At 65.3% G+C, this 14661-nt stretch carries 18 protein-coding genes; 4 read left to right on the top strand and 14 right to left on the bottom strand.

The window, feature by feature from the left end; genetic code table 11:
- Nucleotides 1-35 precede the first annotated feature (35 nt).
- The 13 genes from P1U75_RS07230 to P1U75_RS07290 form a co-directional block, all read right to left on the bottom strand.
- The gene (locus tag P1U75_RS07230; protein WP_300241514.1) at nucleotides 36-1208 is read right to left on the bottom strand and encodes a type III PLP-dependent enzyme; all 1173 of its coding nucleotides are present in this window, start codon (nucleotides 1206-1208) and stop codon (nucleotides 36-38) included.
- 207 nt (nucleotides 1209-1415) lie between these two features.
- The gene (locus P1U75_RS07235; protein WP_300241552.1) at nucleotides 1416-1607 is read right to left on the bottom strand and encodes a hypothetical protein; all 192 of its coding nucleotides are present in this window, start codon (nucleotides 1605-1607) and stop codon (nucleotides 1416-1418) included.
- 70 nt (nucleotides 1608-1677) lie between these two features.
- Entirely contained in the window at nucleotides 1678-1842 is a 165-nt protein-coding gene (locus tag P1U75_RS07240; RefSeq protein ID WP_300241516.1) for a hypothetical protein, read from the bottom strand.
- Nucleotides 1843-1945: 103 nt separating this feature from the next.
- On the bottom strand, nucleotides 1946-2659 hold the full coding sequence (locus P1U75_RS07245; RefSeq protein WP_300241518.1) for a divalent cation transporter: 714 nt from the start codon (nucleotides 2657-2659) through the stop codon (nucleotides 1946-1948).
- Nucleotides 2660-2668: 9 nt separating this feature from the next.
- Entirely contained in the window at nucleotides 2669-3448 is a 780-nt protein-coding gene (locus P1U75_RS07250) for a succinate dehydrogenase iron-sulfur subunit (protein WP_300241520.1), read from the bottom strand.
- A 14-nt stretch (nucleotides 3449-3462) separates the two neighbouring features.
- Nucleotides 3463-5268, bottom strand: coding sequence for a succinate dehydrogenase flavoprotein subunit (gene sdhA / locus P1U75_RS07255; protein WP_300241522.1), 1806 nt, complete (start codon nucleotides 5266-5268; stop codon nucleotides 3463-3465).
- Nucleotides 5269-5290: 22 nt separating this feature from the next.
- Nucleotides 5291-5662 (bottom strand): succinate dehydrogenase, hydrophobic membrane anchor protein, encoded by a 372-nt coding sequence (gene sdhD / locus P1U75_RS07260; protein ID WP_300241525.1) that lies wholly within the window; start codon nucleotides 5660-5662, stop codon nucleotides 5291-5293.
- Nucleotides 5663-5673: 11 nt separating this feature from the next.
- The gene (sdhC, locus tag P1U75_RS07265; RefSeq protein ID WP_300241527.1) at nucleotides 5674-6057 is read right to left on the bottom strand and encodes a succinate dehydrogenase, cytochrome b556 subunit; all 384 of its coding nucleotides are present in this window, start codon (nucleotides 6055-6057) and stop codon (nucleotides 5674-5676) included.
- Nucleotides 6058-6387: 330 nt separating this feature from the next.
- A complete protein-coding gene (locus P1U75_RS07270) occupies nucleotides 6388-7428 on the bottom strand; it encodes a MaoC family dehydratase (protein ID WP_300241529.1) in 1041 nt (346 codons plus the stop codon).
- Nucleotides 7429-7635: a DUF1737 domain-containing protein gene (locus tag P1U75_RS07275; protein ID WP_300241531.1), complete on the bottom strand. Its 207-nt coding sequence runs from the start codon at nucleotides 7633-7635 to the stop codon at nucleotides 7429-7431.
- A gap of 8 nt (nucleotides 7636-7643) precedes the next feature.
- A complete protein-coding gene (locus P1U75_RS07280; RefSeq protein WP_300241533.1) occupies nucleotides 7644-8195 on the bottom strand; it encodes an NnrU family protein in 552 nt (183 codons plus the stop codon).
- A 6-nt stretch (nucleotides 8196-8201) separates the two neighbouring features.
- Nucleotides 8202-9059: a CoA ester lyase gene (locus tag P1U75_RS07285; RefSeq protein ID WP_300241535.1), complete on the bottom strand. Its 858-nt coding sequence runs from the start codon at nucleotides 9057-9059 to the stop codon at nucleotides 8202-8204.
- A 217-nt stretch (nucleotides 9060-9276) separates the two neighbouring features.
- A complete protein-coding gene (locus P1U75_RS07290) occupies nucleotides 9277-10032 on the bottom strand; it encodes a sulfite exporter TauE/SafE family protein (protein WP_300241537.1) in 756 nt (251 codons plus the stop codon).
- Nucleotides 10033-10189: 157 nt separating this feature from the next.
- On the opposite strand from P1U75_RS07290, the gene mdh reads away from it, so the two are divergent.
- Complete coding sequence (gene mdh / locus P1U75_RS07295) at nucleotides 10190-11152, top strand: malate dehydrogenase (protein WP_300241540.1); 963 nt, start codon at nucleotides 10190-10192, stop codon at nucleotides 11150-11152.
- A 63-nt stretch (nucleotides 11153-11215) separates the two neighbouring features.
- On the opposite strand, the gene P1U75_RS07300 is transcribed toward mdh, so the two are convergent.
- A complete protein-coding gene (locus P1U75_RS07300) occupies nucleotides 11216-11611 on the bottom strand; it encodes a DUF4345 domain-containing protein (RefSeq protein ID WP_300241543.1) in 396 nt (131 codons plus the stop codon).
- 523 nt (nucleotides 11612-12134) lie between these two features.
- Here P1U75_RS07300 and sucC point away from each other — a divergent pair.
- The 3 genes from sucC to sucD are packed head-to-tail and all read left to right on the top strand — an operon-like array spanning nucleotide 12135 to nucleotide 14640.
- The gene (sucC, locus tag P1U75_RS07305; RefSeq protein ID WP_300241546.1) at nucleotides 12135-13328 is read left to right on the top strand and encodes an ADP-forming succinate--CoA ligase subunit beta; all 1194 of its coding nucleotides are present in this window, start codon (nucleotides 12135-12137) and stop codon (nucleotides 13326-13328) included.
- 3 nt (nucleotides 13329-13331) lie between these two features.
- Nucleotides 13332-13757 (top strand): hypothetical protein, encoded by a 426-nt coding sequence (locus tag P1U75_RS07310; protein ID WP_300241548.1) that lies wholly within the window; start codon nucleotides 13332-13334, stop codon nucleotides 13755-13757.
- 1 nt (nucleotide 13758) lies between these two features.
- The gene (sucD, locus tag P1U75_RS07315; protein WP_300241550.1) at nucleotides 13759-14640 is read left to right on the top strand and encodes a succinate--CoA ligase subunit alpha; all 882 of its coding nucleotides are present in this window, start codon (nucleotides 13759-13761) and stop codon (nucleotides 14638-14640) included.
- Nucleotides 14641-14661 lie beyond the last annotated feature (21 nt).

The raw sequence follows: 14661 nt of genomic DNA on the forward strand, positions 1-14661 counted from the left end.
GGCCCGGCCGTCGGGCCCGGGCCGACGACATCCGCTCAGATCACCACGACATCCAGCGGCGGGAACCCGTTGAAGCCGACGCTGGCATAGGTCGAGGTATAGGCGCCGCAATTTCGGATCAGGAAACGGTCGCCGGACCGCAGCCCCAGCGGCAGCTCGACCGGGCGCTTTTCATAAAGCACGTCGGCGCTGTCGCAGGACGGTCCGGCCAGAATGCAGGCGCCCATCGGCTCGTGATCGCGGTCGGTCACGAACTGATAGCGGATCGCCTCGTCCATGGTCTCGGCCAGGCCCGAGAACTTACCGATATCCAGGTAGACCCAGCGGTGCAGGTCACTGTCGGACTTGCGGCTGACCAGCAGCACCTCGGCGGCGATCATGCCGGCCTCGGCCACCAGCCCGCGGCCCGGTTCTGCCATGACATGCGGCACGTCGCCGAACCGCTCGCTCACCAGCTCCATCACCCGTGCCGAATAGGCCGTCGGGCCCTCGATCTCCTCGCCGTAATAGGCCGGGAACCCGCCGCCGATGTTCAGCAGCTCCAGCGCGTGCCCGGCGTCGCGCGCGGCGTGCCAGACGGCGGCCACCTGGTCCAGCGTGGTGGTCCACATCGCGGCGCGCCGGGTCTGGCTGCCGACGTGGAACGACAGGCCGACCGGGCTCAGCCCCAGCGCCACGGCCTGGTCCATCAGCGAAATCGCCTTGTCGCGGGCGCAGCCGAACTTGCGCGACAACGGCCAGTCGGCCTCCGACGCATCGACGATCAGGCGGATGTAGACCCGCGCGCCGGGGGCAAAGGCGGCGATCTTCTCGATCTCTTCCTCGGCGTCGGCGGCGAACAGGGTGATGCCGGCGTGAAAGGCGAACTCGATATCGCGCGGCTTTTTCACCGTGTTGCCGAACGAGATGTTCTCGGGATGTGCGCCCAGCGACAGGCACAGCTCGATCTCGGCGCGCGATGCCGCGTCAAAGCCCGAGCCGAGGCCCACCAACCGCTCGATGATCTCGCGCGCCGGGTTGGCCTTGACGGCATAATGGATGCGCGCCCGGCCAAGACCGGCCTTCAGCGCGTGATACTGATCGGCGACGCGATCCACGTCCAGAACCAGCGTCGGGTGGTCGAACTGCGTCGAGCGGATGAAATTTTCGATGCGATCGTTCGGGCGCACGTCTTTTGCGACCGAAAACTCGGTTACGTATGCGTTCATGGTCATCTCCATCAGACCCGGCCATTCCGGTTTCCCGGCGCAGACCGCTCACTTCAAAGGGAGACGTTACCGTCGCTACGTAACCTTAGGGGCGTGACCCCTTTCGCCAGAGGCGCGTGCGTTGGCGTCTTAACCGCGCATATCGGGCCAAACCCCGAGTCGATCAAGTGGAAAAATCATGCGCGGAAATTTTTTTTCAAAGGGCCGTCAGCTGTGGTTTTTCAGGCATATCCGCGGCGCGCCCCGCGCCTCGTCCGGGATCTCTCCGCCGCAGGCGGCGCAGCGCCAGGCGCCGCGCGCCCGGTCCAGCCGCCAGCGGCAGTCGCGGCTCAGCGCGGTGCTGCGATGGCGCCAGACGAAATAGGCCAGAACGCCGGCCAGCAGGATCAGAAGCAACACGGGCAAGGGCCCCTCCCTTTCGGTCCGGGGCCCGGCCTAGCGCATTGACCGGGCGCTGACCAGCGGGCCGTCAGGCGGCGGCGTGATACTGGAACAGATCCTGCGCCGGGTCGGCCTCGGCGTGGTCCGGCAGCGGTTCGGGGGTGTAATAGGCCCAAGCCTCGTCCAGCGCGCGCAGGGCGGCGCGGGCATTTTGCACGGCGGCGGTTTCGGGGTGTTTCACGGTATTGCTCATGGGTCGCTCCGCTGTTTCAGAGACCCTCCCTGACCGCCAAGCTAGGGTCGATGCTGCGCCGCCGCATCGGACAAGAATGCAATCTTGCCATGCGCTTGCTGCATCACCCGATGATCAGGGACCCCGCCAGCCCCAACCCGAACCCAAACACCGCGCCAAGCGCCGGCGCACTGCTGTCGCGGGTCCGGGTGGCAGGGGCCACGTCCTGGAACAACAGATACAGGATGCCACCGGCGGAAAAGATCATGATCGCGCCAAGAACCGCATCCATCTCGACCAGAAACCACATCCCCAGCAGGGCGCAGATCGGCCCAAGTCCCGCCAGCAGGGCAAAGGCCAGCAGCAACGGCCGGGCCGCCACCCCACTGCGCCATATCTCGCCAAAGGCGGAAAACCCCTCGGGCAGGTTCTGCAGAAAGATCATCAATGCAAGCAGCTTGGCGGTCGCCGCCTCGGTCACCAGCATTGCTCCCAGGGCGACGGCCTCGGGCAGGAAATCCAGCAGCATAGCCACCAGCAGCGCACCGCCGCTGCCGCCGTCACGCTCCAGACGCAGATCGAGCAGATAGAAAACGATGCCGCCCAGAAACAGCAGCCCCAGCGCCACCGCCGGCGGCAGCATCGCCGCCCCCTCGGGCACCAGCACCAGCGCCACCGCGGACAGCAGCGCGCCGCCGCCAAAGGCGATCAGCGCGTGCATCACCGGTTCGGTGAACGCCGTCTCGTGACGATAGGCAATCCATGCCAACGCGCCACCGAGCGGCAGGGAAAGCCCCGCCGCCCCGGCCAACACCACCACGCCGGAGGTCGGATCCACCGGCGTCGCTCAGACCGCGCGCTTCATCATCAGCTTCTTGATCTCGGCGATGGACTTGGCCGGGTTCAGCCCCTTGGGGCAGGTCTTGGTGCAGTTCATGATGGTGTGGCAGCGATAGAGCTTGAAGGGGTCTTCAAGCTGATCCAGACGCTCGCCCGTGGCCTCGTCGCGGCTGTCGATGATCCAGCGATAGGCATGCAGCAGCGCGGCCGGCCCGAGGTAGCGATCGCCATTCCACCAGTAGCTCGGGCAAGAGGTCGAGCACGATGCGCACATCACGCATTCATAAAGACCGTCCAGCTTCTTGCGGTCCTCGATCGACTGCTTCCACTCTTTCGCCGGGCGGTTGGTCTTGGTCTCCAGCCAGGGCATGATCGAGGCATGCTGGGCATAGAAATGCGTCAGATCCGGGATCAGGTCCTTGACCACCGGCATATGCGGCAGCGGATAGATCTTCACGTCGCCCTTGATCTCGTCGAGACCATAGATGCAGGCCAGCGTGTTGATCCCGTCGATGTTCATCGCGCAGGATCCACAGATCCCCTCGCGGCAGGATCGGCGGAAGGTCAGCGTCGGGTCGATCTCGTTCTTGATCTTGATCAGCGCGTCCAGAACCATCGGCCCGCATTTGTCCATGTCGATGAAATAGGTATCGACACGCGGGTTCTGCCCGTCGTCCGGGCTCCAGCGATAGATCTTGAAGCTCCGCACATTGGTCGCGCCCTCGGGCTTCGGCCAGGTCTTGCCGGTGGTGATGCGGGAATTCTTCGGGAGTGCAAGTTGAACCATGGGTCTGTCTCTCCTCAGAAGGTCCGCGCCTTGGGCGCGATTTTCTTCAGTGCGATGCCGCCCTGATCCTCGGTGGTCAGCGGATCGACGATCACCGGACGATAGCTCAGATCGACCTGGTTGCCCTCGACGCGGCTGATCGTGTGCACGCGCCAGTTCTCGTCGTCACGCGTGCTGTGATCCTCCGAGGCATGGGCCCCGCGGCTTTCCTTGCGCGCCTCGGCGCCGTGGATGGTTGCCAGCGCGTTGGGCATCAGGTTGGTCAGCTCCAGCGTTTCCATCAGGTCGCTGTTCCACACCAGACTGCGGTCGGTGACGGCCAGATCGCCCAGTTTGGCGGCGATCGCGGTCATCTTCTCGACGCCTTCCTTCAGCGTCTTGTCGGTGCGGAACACCGCCGCGTCGGACTGCATGGTGCGCTGCATCTCAAGCCGCAGCTCGGCGGTGGGGATGCCCCCCTTGGCGTGGCGCAGCCCGTCGAACCGGTCGAATGCCTTGTCGACCGAGGCGCTGTTCAGCTCCGGGTTCGGCGCCTCGGGGTCGACCACCTTGCCGGCTCGGATCGCGGCGGCGCGGCCAAAGACCACCAGGTCGATCAGCGAGTTGGAGCCGAGGCGGTTGGCCCCGTGCACGCTGGCGCAACCCGCCTCGCCCACGGCCATCAGGCCCGGCACAACGGCGTTGGGATCCTCGGCGGTGGGGTTCAGCACCTCACCCCAATAGTTGGTCGGAATGCCGCCCATGTTGTAATGCACGGTGGGCAGGACCGGGATCGGCTCCTTGGTGACATCGACACCGGAAAAGACCCTGGCGCTTTCGGAAATCCCCGGCAGCCGTTCGGCCAGCGCCTCGGCCGGCAGGTGGCTCAGGTTCAGGTGGATGTGATCGCCAAGCTCGCCGACGCCGCGACCCTCGCGGATCTCCATCGTCATCGAACGGCTGACATAGTCGCGCGGCGCCAGGTCCTTGTACTGAGGCGCATAGCGCTCCATGAACCGCTCGCCCTCGGAGTTGGTCAGGTATCCGCCCTCGCCGCGGGCGCCCTCGGTGATCAGGCAGCCGGCGCCATAGATGCCGGTGGGATGGAACTGCACGAACTCCATGTCCTGCAGCGGCAGGCCGGCGCGTGTCACCATGCCGCCGCCGTCGCCGGTACAGGTATGCGCCGAGGTGCACGAGAAGAAGGCCCGGCCATAACCGCCGGTGGCCAGCACCACGGTCTTGGCGTTGAACACATGCATGGTGCCGTCATCGAGCTTCCAGCACACCACACCCTGACAGACACCGTCGTCGGACATGATCAGGTCGATGGCGAAATACTCGACGTAGAATTCCGCGTTGTTCTTGAGGCTCTGACCGTAGAGCGTGTGCAGGATCGCATGCCCGGTACGGTCGGCGGCGGCGCAGGTGCGCTGCACCGGCGGGCCGTCGCCGAACTCGGTGGTATGGCCGCCGAACGGGCGCTGATAGATCTTGCCCTCCTCGGTCCGGCTGAACGGCACACCATAGTGCTCCAGCTCGTAAACCGCCGCCGGGGCCGAGCGCGCCAGGTATTCCATCGCGTCGGTGTCGCCCAGCCAGTCCGAGCCCTTGACGGTGTCGAACATGTGCCATTGCCAGTGGTCCGGGCCCATGTTGCTGAGCGAGGCGGCGATGCCGCCCTGCGCCGCGACGGTATGCGAGCGGGTCGGAAACACCTTGGTCACGCAGGCGGTGCGCAACCCCTGCTCGGCCATGCCCAGCGTCGCGCGCAGACCGGCGCCGCCGGCGCCCACGACAACCACGTCGTAGTCATGGGTCTCAAATTCGTATGCAGCCATTCTTCTTGTCTCCCGTTCGGAGTTAGAGCGCGATGCGGGCGATGGCGAACAGGCCGACCGCCGCCGCCGAGTAGCTCAGCAGGATCATCGCGATGATCAATGCCCGTTGCGCCCAGCCGTGGACATAGTCCTCGATCAGCACCTGTACGCCGTCCTTGAAGTGACGGAAGCTCACAAGGATGGTCAGCGCCGCGACGATCGCCGGGAACGGCCGTCCGAAATAGGCCAGCACCGCGTCATGCGGCTGGCCCAGCATCGGGCCGAAGGTAAAGACGAACAGCGGGATCAGCCCGAGCAGGGCGACAGAGCTGACCTTCATCACCCAGAAATGATGCACGCCGGACTTGGCGGTGCCGAGGCCATCGACGCGCTTGCGGTCGGTAAGATAACGCATTGGAACCTCCTTCAGATCACGACGACGGTGAACAGGGTCAGCAGGATGGATCCCGCGATGATCGCCCAGCCCAGCTTGGTGGCGATCTCCATGTCCAGCATCTTGGCATTGTCCCAGATCAGGTGCCGGATCCCGGCCAGCGTGTGATACCACAGCGCCCAGAGCGACAGGAACATCACCAGATCCCCGAACCAGCTTGTGATCACCGCGTCGGCCAGGGCGAAATACTCCGGCGAGGTGGCAGCGGCAAGGAACCACCAGACAATCAGAATCGCCGCCACAAGCAACGCGTTGCCGGTGATCCGGGTCAGGATCGAGGTGATTGCGGTTAGCTGAGGGCGATAGATCGACAGGTGCGGCGAAAGCGGGCGATCGCCCCGATTGACATCGGCCATGTTGGCTCCTTTCCGGTTGGCTGCGCTCGTTTTTACGCCTTTTTCAGCGCCTGTCACGTCGCAGACGGACAAAATTCGCGAAATCCCTATGCGGCGGCGCAGAAAAAACGCAAACGTGATCACATGAAATAGGCGCGTGATCACAAAACCGACCGCAGGTTCGATCCGGCACGAAATCGGCGCCGCTCAGGCGCCTCTGAGTCTCGCGCGGCCTCCTCCGCCGAAGCACCCCAACAAGGTCGGATGGCCCGGGCGGGGATGGACCGCGGCCTTGTCTTCTTCTCGTGTGAAATACTCCGGGGGTTTGGGGGCTGGCCCCCAATCCGCGACTCACATCGGCATCAACGCCCAGTAATCGAGATCGAGCAGCACGTCGGGCAGGTACTTGCCATCGGCGCCGCGCAACTCGAACGGCGCGCCGCCCTTGGTCGCCACCAGCCGCAGCCGCACCGCGCCGACGCCCGGCGCCTGCGTTTCGGCCTTGTCCAGCACCTCGGACCACGCCTTGATCGTGTCGCCGGCGAAACAGGGGTTGGCATGCGCCCCGCCGTTCAGCCCGACGATCATCTGCGCGTTGGCCAGCCCGTTGAACGACAGCGCCCGCGCCATCGAGATCACATGCCCGCCATAGATCAGCCGCCCCTCGGGACGGACGCTCAGGTCGAAATGCACCTTGGCGGTGTTCTGCCACAGGCGCGTCGCCATCATGTGCTCGGCCTCTTCGATGGTGACGCCGTCGACATGGTCGATCTGTTCACCGACCTCGTAATCGCCCCAGCGATGCGGCTCGCCCGCCAGATCGAAATCGTAATCGCTGAAATCCAGCCCCTCGGGGATCACCAGGTCGGTCGGCGCCAGCCCCTTTTTCAGCTCGGGCACCACCGCCTCGGGCGCCGGCGCATCAAGGTCGGATTTGCGCACCATCACCCAGCGCACGTACTCCATCACCACCTCGTCGCGCTGGTTCAGGCCCCGGGTGCGCACATAGACCACGCCGGTCTTGCCGTTGGAGTTCTGCTTGACCCCGATCACCTCGGACTCCGAGCGTAGGGTATCGCCTGCAAAGACCGGCTTCAGCCAGCGCCCCTCGGCATAGCCCAGGTTCGCCACCGCGTTCAGCGAGACATCCGGCACCGTCTTGCCAAACACCACGTGAAACGCGGCCAGATCGTCGATCGGGCTGCCCTTCAACCCGCAGGCCTGCGCGAAGCTGTCCGAGGAATAAAGCGCATGGCGCGCCGGGTAGAGCGCGTGATAGAGCGCCCGCTCGCCCCCCGAGACGGTGCGCGGAACCGCGTGTTTCAACACGTCCCCGACCGCGTAATCCTCGAAAAACCGGCCCGGGTTGGTCTTTTGCTGGCTCTGGGCCATTCACTGTTCTCCTAGTTTCATGTCGGGGGAATAGGCGGCCTCCACCTCCTTGGTCACCGCCTGGCCACAGCGCATCACGCCGCTGCCTGCGTCAAAGGCATAGGTGGGCGGCCCGTGCAGCACCCACCCCTTGGCCAGCGCCGCGCTGACCTTGTGGCAAAACGCCGAGGTATCGTCCTCGGTCAGCAAACGGTACAGCGTGCTCATCGCCATCCTCACCCGAACGCCGGATAGCCGAGCCACAGGTGAACATAGCCGATCACCACCAACAGCACCGCGCTGATCGCAAGGAACATCGCGTCCTTGCCCAGGCTGCCCTTGGCCGGCGGGGTCCAGCCGGGTTCGGCCCGGTTGATGACGCCCATCTCGACGACCGCCCACGCACCTAGCCCGCCGAACAGGATGAACGAGGGCACATCGCCGTTCACCAGCAGGTGCGCCACCGCCCACAGCAGGAAACCGGTCAGCATCGGATGCCGCATCCGGTAGAGCAGCGCGCCTTTCGACGGCCCCGGCGAGGTCAGGTAAAGCGCCACCAGCATCAGCAGGTTGTTGATGCCCACCGTGGCCGGGTGACGGCCCCAGAAGAACGCGCCATCGGCCATCCGGTAGCCGAAGATCATCAGGACAACGGCCGCCAGCAGGACAACCGCCACCGCGCCCTTGCCCCTGTCGCCCATGGCGGCGCGCCGCGCCGGCGCCACCCGCTTGAACAGATGCGCGGCCCACCAAAGCGCCACGCCCAGAATCAAAAGAACAAAACCCATCGCTGGCTACCCCGCTTGCAGCGTTTCAATCGCCTCTGCTTTTGCCAGAATTTCGCGCGCGGTGACAACATGCAGGTTCTCGACGATCTTGCCGTCGACCACCGCCACCCCCTGCCCGCTCGCCTCGGTCTCTTCAAAAGCCGCGATCTGGCGCCGGGCCAGGTCGATCTCCTCATCCGAGGGCGCAAAGGCGGCGTTGGTCACCGCGACCTGCGCCGGGTGGATCAGGGTCTTGCCGTCGAACCCCATGTCACGGCCCTGCGCGCATTCCACCGCCAGCCCCTCGTCATCCTTGAAGGCGTTGTAGACGCCGTCGACGATCACCAATCCCTCGGCCTTGGCCGCCAGCAGGCACAGGCCCAGCCCCGCCATCATCGGCAGCCGGTCGGGCCGGAACCGCGTCTGCAACTCCTTGGCCAGATCGTTGGTGCCCATCACCATGCCCGCCAGCCGCGGATGCGCAGCGATCTCGGCGGCGTTCAACATGCCCTTGGGCGTCTCCATCATCGCCCAGAGCGGCAGCGCGCCGGTGATCTCGGCCAGCGCGTCGAGGTCAGCCGCACTCCCCACCTTGGGCAGCAGAACTGCGTCCACGTCCATGTCACGGACCGCGCGTGCATCGTCGGCACCCCAGCCGGTGTCCAGCCCGTTGATCCGCACGATCTTCACCCGCGCGCCATAGCCGCCCTCGGCCAGCGCCGCCTTCAGCGTATCGCGGGCGTTCTCCTTTTCCTCGGCCGAAACCGCGTCCTCCAGATCGAAGATGATCGCATCGACCGGCAGCCCGCGGGCCTTGTCCAGCGCGCGCGGCTTGGAGCCGGGAATATAAAGGACGGAACGGTAAGGGCGCGAACGGGGATCCATGAATCTCTCCTCGGGTCATAATGTTGCGCCGGAAAGGGGCATTCTTTTCCGGAAAATTCAAGAGGGAATCGCCGCGCCGCAGCGAACGCCGACTCGAACGAGGCGCAGAACCCGCCGCGCGCCTTCGGATTCAGCGCAGGCCGCGTACACCTCTCTCGGCGACTCTCCTTATCTGCCCGACAGCGGCCCGGGGGACGAGGTGGGAGGCTTGCCCCCCCTACACCAACCCGTCCCAGATCAGCTTGCCGCCGGTCACCAGAAGCAACACGTAGGTCAGCCCGAAGAACAGCCGCTCAGGCACCAGGTCATGCGCCCGCACGCCGATCCATGTCCCCATCAGGGCGAAGGGCGCCAGCGCCAGGTTCGCCGCCGCCGTCTGCCAGGTGAACATGCCGAGAAAGGCATAGGGCACGAACTTCACGATGTTCAGCACCCAGAAGATCAGCACCGTGCTGGCCTGATACCGGGTCTTGTCCAGCCGTTGCGACAACAGATAGACCGCCGCCGACGGCCCGCCGGCATGGCTGACGAAACTGGTGAACCCGGTCACCACCCCGGCCAGCAGACCGGCCCAGCCCGGCAACCTGTCCCGCGCCGGGCGAATCCAGCCGCCCTGCCGGCCGATCTGCCAGGCCACGAAGAGCACCGAGATGCCGCCGATCAGCAGCCGCATCACATCCGCATCCGCCACCCGGTAGAGCGCCACGCCAAGCAGAACGCCCGGCACGCCGCCCAGGATCAGCAGCCGCGCATCGGGCCAGTGCCAGCGCCGCCAGTAGGGTTTGAGCGAGGCCAGGTCGATCAGCATCAGCAGCGGCAACATCACCCCCAGCGCCTGCCCCGGCTCCAGGATCAGCGCCAGAATCGTGGCCGAGGCAAAGGCCGCGCCGGACCCGAAGCCGCCCTTCGACACCCCCGCGAACACCACCGCGGGCACTGCCACCGCGAAAAACCCCGGGCTCAACTCCAGCATCCGAATCCCCCTAACAGGTCACACCGGCAGGGTTTTTTCCCGCCCCGTCCCGCCCTTGTGCGCGCCGCAGCGCGGCGTCCGCCCGCGCGTAAGTCTTGCGCGCGCCTCCGTTAAGCACTAGGCAACCGGAAATTCCAACCGGACCGGAGATAAATCCATGGCCAGACCCAAGATTGCCCTGATCGGCGCAGGTCAGATCGGCGGCACGCTCGCCCACCTCGCCGCGCTGAAAGAGCTTGGCGACGTCGTGCTGTTCGACATCGCCGAAGGCACCCCCGAAGGCAAGGCGCTCGACATCGCCGAATCCGGCCCCTCCGAGGGCTTCGACGCTGCGCTGCGCGGCACCCAGTCCTATGAGGACATCGCCGGCGCCGACGTCTGCATCGTGACCGCCGGCGTCCCCCGCAAACCGGGGATGAGCCGCGACGACCTGCTCGGCATCAACCTCAAGGTGATGAAATCGGTGGGCGAAGGCATCGGCCAGCACGCCCCCGACGCCTTTGTGATCTGCATCACCAACCCGCTCGACGCGATGGTCTGGGCGCTGCAGAAATTCTCCGGCCTGCCCGCCAACAAGGTCTGCGGCATGGCCGGCGTGCTCGACTCGGCCCGCTTCCGCCACTTCCTCAGCCTGGAATTCGGCGTCTCGATGAAGGACGTCACCGCCTTCGTGCTCGGCGGCCATGGCGATACCATGGTTCCCTCGGTCCGTTATTCGACCGTCGCCGGCATCCCGCTGCCCGACCTGATCGCGATGGGCTGGACCACTCAGGAAAAACTGGACGGCATCCTGCAGCGCACCCGTGACGGTGGCGCCGAGATCGTCGGCCTGCTGAAAACCGGCTCGGCCTTCTATGCGCCGGCCACCAGCGCCATCGAAATGGCCGAAGCCTATCTCAAGGACCAAAAGCGCGTCCTGCCCTGCGCCGCCTATTGCGACGGCGAACTGGGCGTGAAGGACATGTATGTGGGCGTGCCCACCGTGATCGGTGCCGGCGGTATCGAGCGGATCGTCAACATCAAGCTCAACAAGGAAGAGCAGGAGATGTTCGACAGCTCGGTCAAGGCCGTCAAGGGCCTGGTCGAGGCCTGCAAGGGCATCGACAGCAGCCTGGCGTAAGCCAGGCCGCCAGCCGGACAAGGTCTTGAAGGGGTGCCGCAAACCGGCACCCCTTTTTCGTGTTCAGGCGGGCTTGCGAAGTCCCGGGATCATCAGCACGCTGAGCAACCCGACAAACAGTTCGACACCGGCCGCCGTCAGCAACGTCTCGTGCGGCATCCCATCGGCAACGATGCTGTAGATCCGCGCCAACCCGTAGGACAGGAACACCGCGGCCGACACAAGGGTCGCCGCGTATTGCCAACGCGCGACGACGACCGACGCCAGGATGAACCCGCCAGCGGCCAGCAGCAGCGCGCCGGGCGCGCGCATCTCGCTCATCAGGCTGAGATTGCCGCCCAGAACGATGCCCGAACCGGCATGAAACCCGACAGGCAGAAACAACACGGCGAACCCGACACCGGCGCTGACAAGCCCCGAGGTCAGGAGAAGGAGTTTGATCCGGATGGAATACGACATTTGAACCTCTTTGATAACGAAGGGACCGAAACGACAACTTGACATAATGTAAAGTCGATGGCCGCGACATACTCACATCTTTACATCACGTCAAGCTTTTGCACTCGAAAAATCGAAGCCGGACAACCGCGCGCGCCGATGCGCCGCTGTTCCGTGTCGGACTGCAATTGGGAGGCGTGATCGCCGATGGTGATGATCTTCTGGCGGGTCCTCCGGTGATCGATCCGGCCACCGGCCTGCCGGTCTTCATCCAGTCACCGGCGTTTCCGTCCTGACCCGCCGCGCCTGAGACACAACCGCGCAGCCCACGCCCCGAGCTGCCGCTTGACGCGGCGTGATTCCTTTTGTCACCGCACCCTCCTGCACCCGCAGCGCCAAATTTGTGATCACAGGTTTTTTGCGTGTGATCACATAATGCGCAATTTTTCGCGATTTCCTCCGCCACGGCCCTGAAACCCCTTACCTGCCGTGCGCGGACATGCCTATACAGGCGGAAATCGCAGCCAGACGGGACAGTTTATCCATGAACATCCACGAATACCAAGCCAAGGCGCTTCTGCGCAGCTACGGCGCGCCGGTGTCCGACGGCCGCGCCGTCCTGAAAGCCGACGAAGCCAAGACCGCCGCGGGCGAGCTTGACGGGCCGCTCTGGGTCGTCAAGGCCCAGATCCACGCCGGCGGCCGCGGCAAGGGCAAGTTCAAGGAGACCGACGCCGGCGAAAAGGGCGGCGTGCGCCTTGCCAAGTCGGTCGAGGAGGCCGCCGAAGAGGCCAAGAAGATGCTCGGCCGCACCCTGGTCACGCATCAGACCGGCCCGGCGGGCAAGCAGGTCAACCGCATCTACATCGAGGACGGCTCGGACATCGAGCGCGAGCTTTACCTCGCGCTGCTGGTCGATCGCGTCTCCTCGCGCATCTCCTTCGTCTGCTCGACCGAGGGCGGCATGGACATCGAAGAGGTCGCCGCCTCCACCCCGGAAAAGATCCTGTCGTTCTCCGTCGACCCGGCCACCGGCTACCAGCCGTTCCACGGCCGCCGCGTCGCCTTTGCCCTCGGCCTCGAAGGCGCGCAGATCAAGCAATGCGTCGCGCTGATGGGCAACCTCTACCGCGCCTTCGTCGAGAAGGACATGGAGATGCTCGAGATCAACCCGCTGATCGTGATGCCCGGCGGCGCGCTCAAGGTGCTCGACGCCAAGCTCGGCTTTGACGGCAACGCGATCTACCGCCACCCCGATGTCGCCGAACTGCGCGACACCACCGAGGAAGACCCCAAGGAGCTTGAAGCCTCCAAATACGACCTGAACTACATCGCGCTGGACGGCGAGATCGGCTGCATGGTCAACGGCGCGGGCCTCGCGATGGCCACCATGGACATCATCAAGCTCTACGGCGCGGAACCCGCCAACTTCCTCGACGTCGGCGGCGGCGCCACCAAGGACAAGGTGACCGAGGCGTTCAAGATCATCACCTCGGACCCCAACGTCAAAGGCATCCTGGTCAACATCTTCGGCGGCATCATGCGCTGCGACGTCATCGCCGAGGGCGTGATCGCCGCAGTGAAAGAGGTCGGCCTGCAGGTGCCGCTGGTGGTCCGCTTGGAGGGCACCAATGTCGAGAAGGGCAAGGAGATCATCGCCAGTTCCGGCCTCAACGTCATCGCCGCCGACAACCTTTCTGACGGCGCCGAGAAAATCGTGAAGGCGGTCAAAGGCTAAGGGATGGCGCTGATCGCGAAAATCGACCCTCCGCTGACCGTCGCCGAGAACGGTGTCGCGCAGATCCATGCGCGCCCGTACAAACAGGCGGCGGCCCGCACCGGAGAGGAAATCTTCGTCTGGACCTCGCAAGGGTCCGGCGGGCACGGGCTTGCCGCGCGCGGCACCGTCCTGGATGCCCGGATCGAAAGCGTCGCCAACAAGACCGGCCCCGGCGCGCACAAGGAACTTGTGCTCGATGTGCAGATCGTCGCCGCCGCCGCCGCGCGCGCGCTGACGCTCGAACAGATCGCCCCGCATCGCGACAGCGACGAGGCGACCCCGGAGGCTGCAGCCGCGAAACTCCTTTACACACACGCACTCAACAAGATCACCACGATAGAGTCCGAAGTTGCGGACTTTGTCAGGTCGCACTTCGAGGAACAATAAAATGTCCGTACTCGTCGACGAAAACACCAAAGTCATCTGTCAGGGCCTGACCGGCTCGCAGGGCACCTTCCACACCGAACAGGCCATCGCCTATGGCACGAAAATGGTCGGCGGCGTCACCCCCGGCAAGGGCGGGCAGACCCACCTGGACCTGCCGGTCTTCAACTCGGTGCACGAGGCCAAGGCGAAAACCGAGGCCAACGCATCGGTGATCTACGTCCCGCCCCCCTTCGCCGCCGACTCGATCCTCGAGGCGATCGACGCCGGGATGGAACTGATCGTCTGCATCACCGAGGGCATCCCGGTGCTCGACATGATGAAGGTCAAGCGCGCGCTGATCGACAGCAACTCGACCCTGATCGGGCCGAACTGCCCCGGCGTCATCACCCCCGGCGCCTGCAAGATCGGCATCATGCCCGGCCACATCCACCAACGTGGCTCGGTCGGCGTGGTCTCGCGCTCCGGCACCCTGACCTACGAGGCGGTCAAGCAGACCTCCGACATCGGCCTCGGCCAGTCCTCCGCGGTGGGCATCGGCGGCGACCCGATCAAGGGCACCGAGCATATCGATGTGCTCGACATGTTCCTCGACGATGACGAGACCCAGTCGATCATCATGATCGGCGAGATCGGCGGCTCGGCGGAAGAGGAAGCGGCCGAGTTCCTCAAGGAACAGAAGAAAAAGGGCCGCTGGAAACCGACCGCAGGCTTCATCGCCGGGCGCACCGCCCCTCCGGGCCGCCGCATGGGCCATGCCGGCGCCATCGTCGCCGGTGGCAAGGGCGGCGCCGAGGACAAGATCGAGGCGATGAAATCCGCCGGTATCGTGGTGGCCGACAGCCCAGCGGGCCTCGGCGAGGCCGTGCTCAAGGCGATCGGTTAAGACATCGGCGCGGGGGGGCGG

It is taken from the genome of Antarcticimicrobium sp. (assembly GCF_029212575.1).
Lineage (GTDB): Bacteria > Pseudomonadota > Alphaproteobacteria > Rhodobacterales > Rhodobacteraceae > Antarcticimicrobium.

Excerpts from the sequence above, each read along its gene's own strand:
- P1U75_RS07230 (WP_300241514.1), bottom strand. The coding sequence starts at position 1,208 with ATGAACGCATACGTAACCGAGTTTTCGGTCGCAAAAGACGTGCGCCCG.
- P1U75_RS07240 (WP_300241516.1), bottom strand. The coding sequence starts at position 1,842 with ATGAGCAATACCGTGAAACACCCCGAAACCGCCGCCGTGCAAAATGCC.
- P1U75_RS07250 (WP_300241520.1), bottom strand. The coding sequence starts at position 3,448 with ATGGTTCAACTTGCACTCCCGAAGAATTCCCGCATCACCACCGGCAAG.
- sdhA (WP_300241522.1), bottom strand. The coding sequence starts at position 5,268 with ATGGCTGCATACGAATTTGAGACCCATGACTACGACGTGGTTGTCGTG.
- sdhD (WP_300241525.1), bottom strand. The coding sequence starts at position 5,662 with ATGCGTTATCTTACCGACCGCAAGCGCGTCGATGGCCTCGGCACCGCC.
- sdhC (WP_300241527.1), bottom strand. The coding sequence starts at position 6,057 with ATGGCCGATGTCAATCGGGGCGATCGCCCGCTTTCGCCGCACCTGTCG.
- P1U75_RS07270 (WP_300241529.1), bottom strand. The coding sequence starts at position 7,428 with ATGGCCCAGAGCCAGCAAAAGACCAACCCGGGCCGGTTTTTCGAGGAT.
- P1U75_RS07275 (WP_300241531.1), bottom strand. The coding sequence starts at position 7,635 with ATGAGCACGCTGTACCGTTTGCTGACCGAGGACGATACCTCGGCGTTT.
- P1U75_RS07280 (WP_300241533.1), bottom strand. The coding sequence starts at position 8,195 with ATGGGTTTTGTTCTTTTGATTCTGGGCGTGGCGCTTTGGTGGGCCGCG.
- P1U75_RS07285 (WP_300241535.1), bottom strand. The coding sequence starts at position 9,059 with ATGGATCCCCGTTCGCGCCCTTACCGTTCCGTCCTTTATATTCCCGGC.
- P1U75_RS07290 (WP_300241537.1), bottom strand. The coding sequence starts at position 10,032 with ATGCTGGAGTTGAGCCCGGGGTTTTTCGCGGTGGCAGTGCCCGCGGTG.
- mdh (WP_300241540.1), top strand. The coding sequence starts at position 10,190 with ATGGCCAGACCCAAGATTGCCCTGATCGGCGCAGGTCAGATCGGCGGC.
- P1U75_RS07300 (WP_300241543.1), bottom strand. The coding sequence starts at position 11,611 with ATGTCGTATTCCATCCGGATCAAACTCCTTCTCCTGACCTCGGGGCTT.
- sucC (WP_300241546.1), top strand. The coding sequence starts at position 12,135 with ATGAACATCCACGAATACCAAGCCAAGGCGCTTCTGCGCAGCTACGGC.
- P1U75_RS07310 (WP_300241548.1), top strand. The coding sequence starts at position 13,332 with ATGGCGCTGATCGCGAAAATCGACCCTCCGCTGACCGTCGCCGAGAAC.
- sucD (WP_300241550.1), top strand. The coding sequence starts at position 13,759 with ATGTCCGTACTCGTCGACGAAAACACCAAAGTCATCTGTCAGGGCCTG.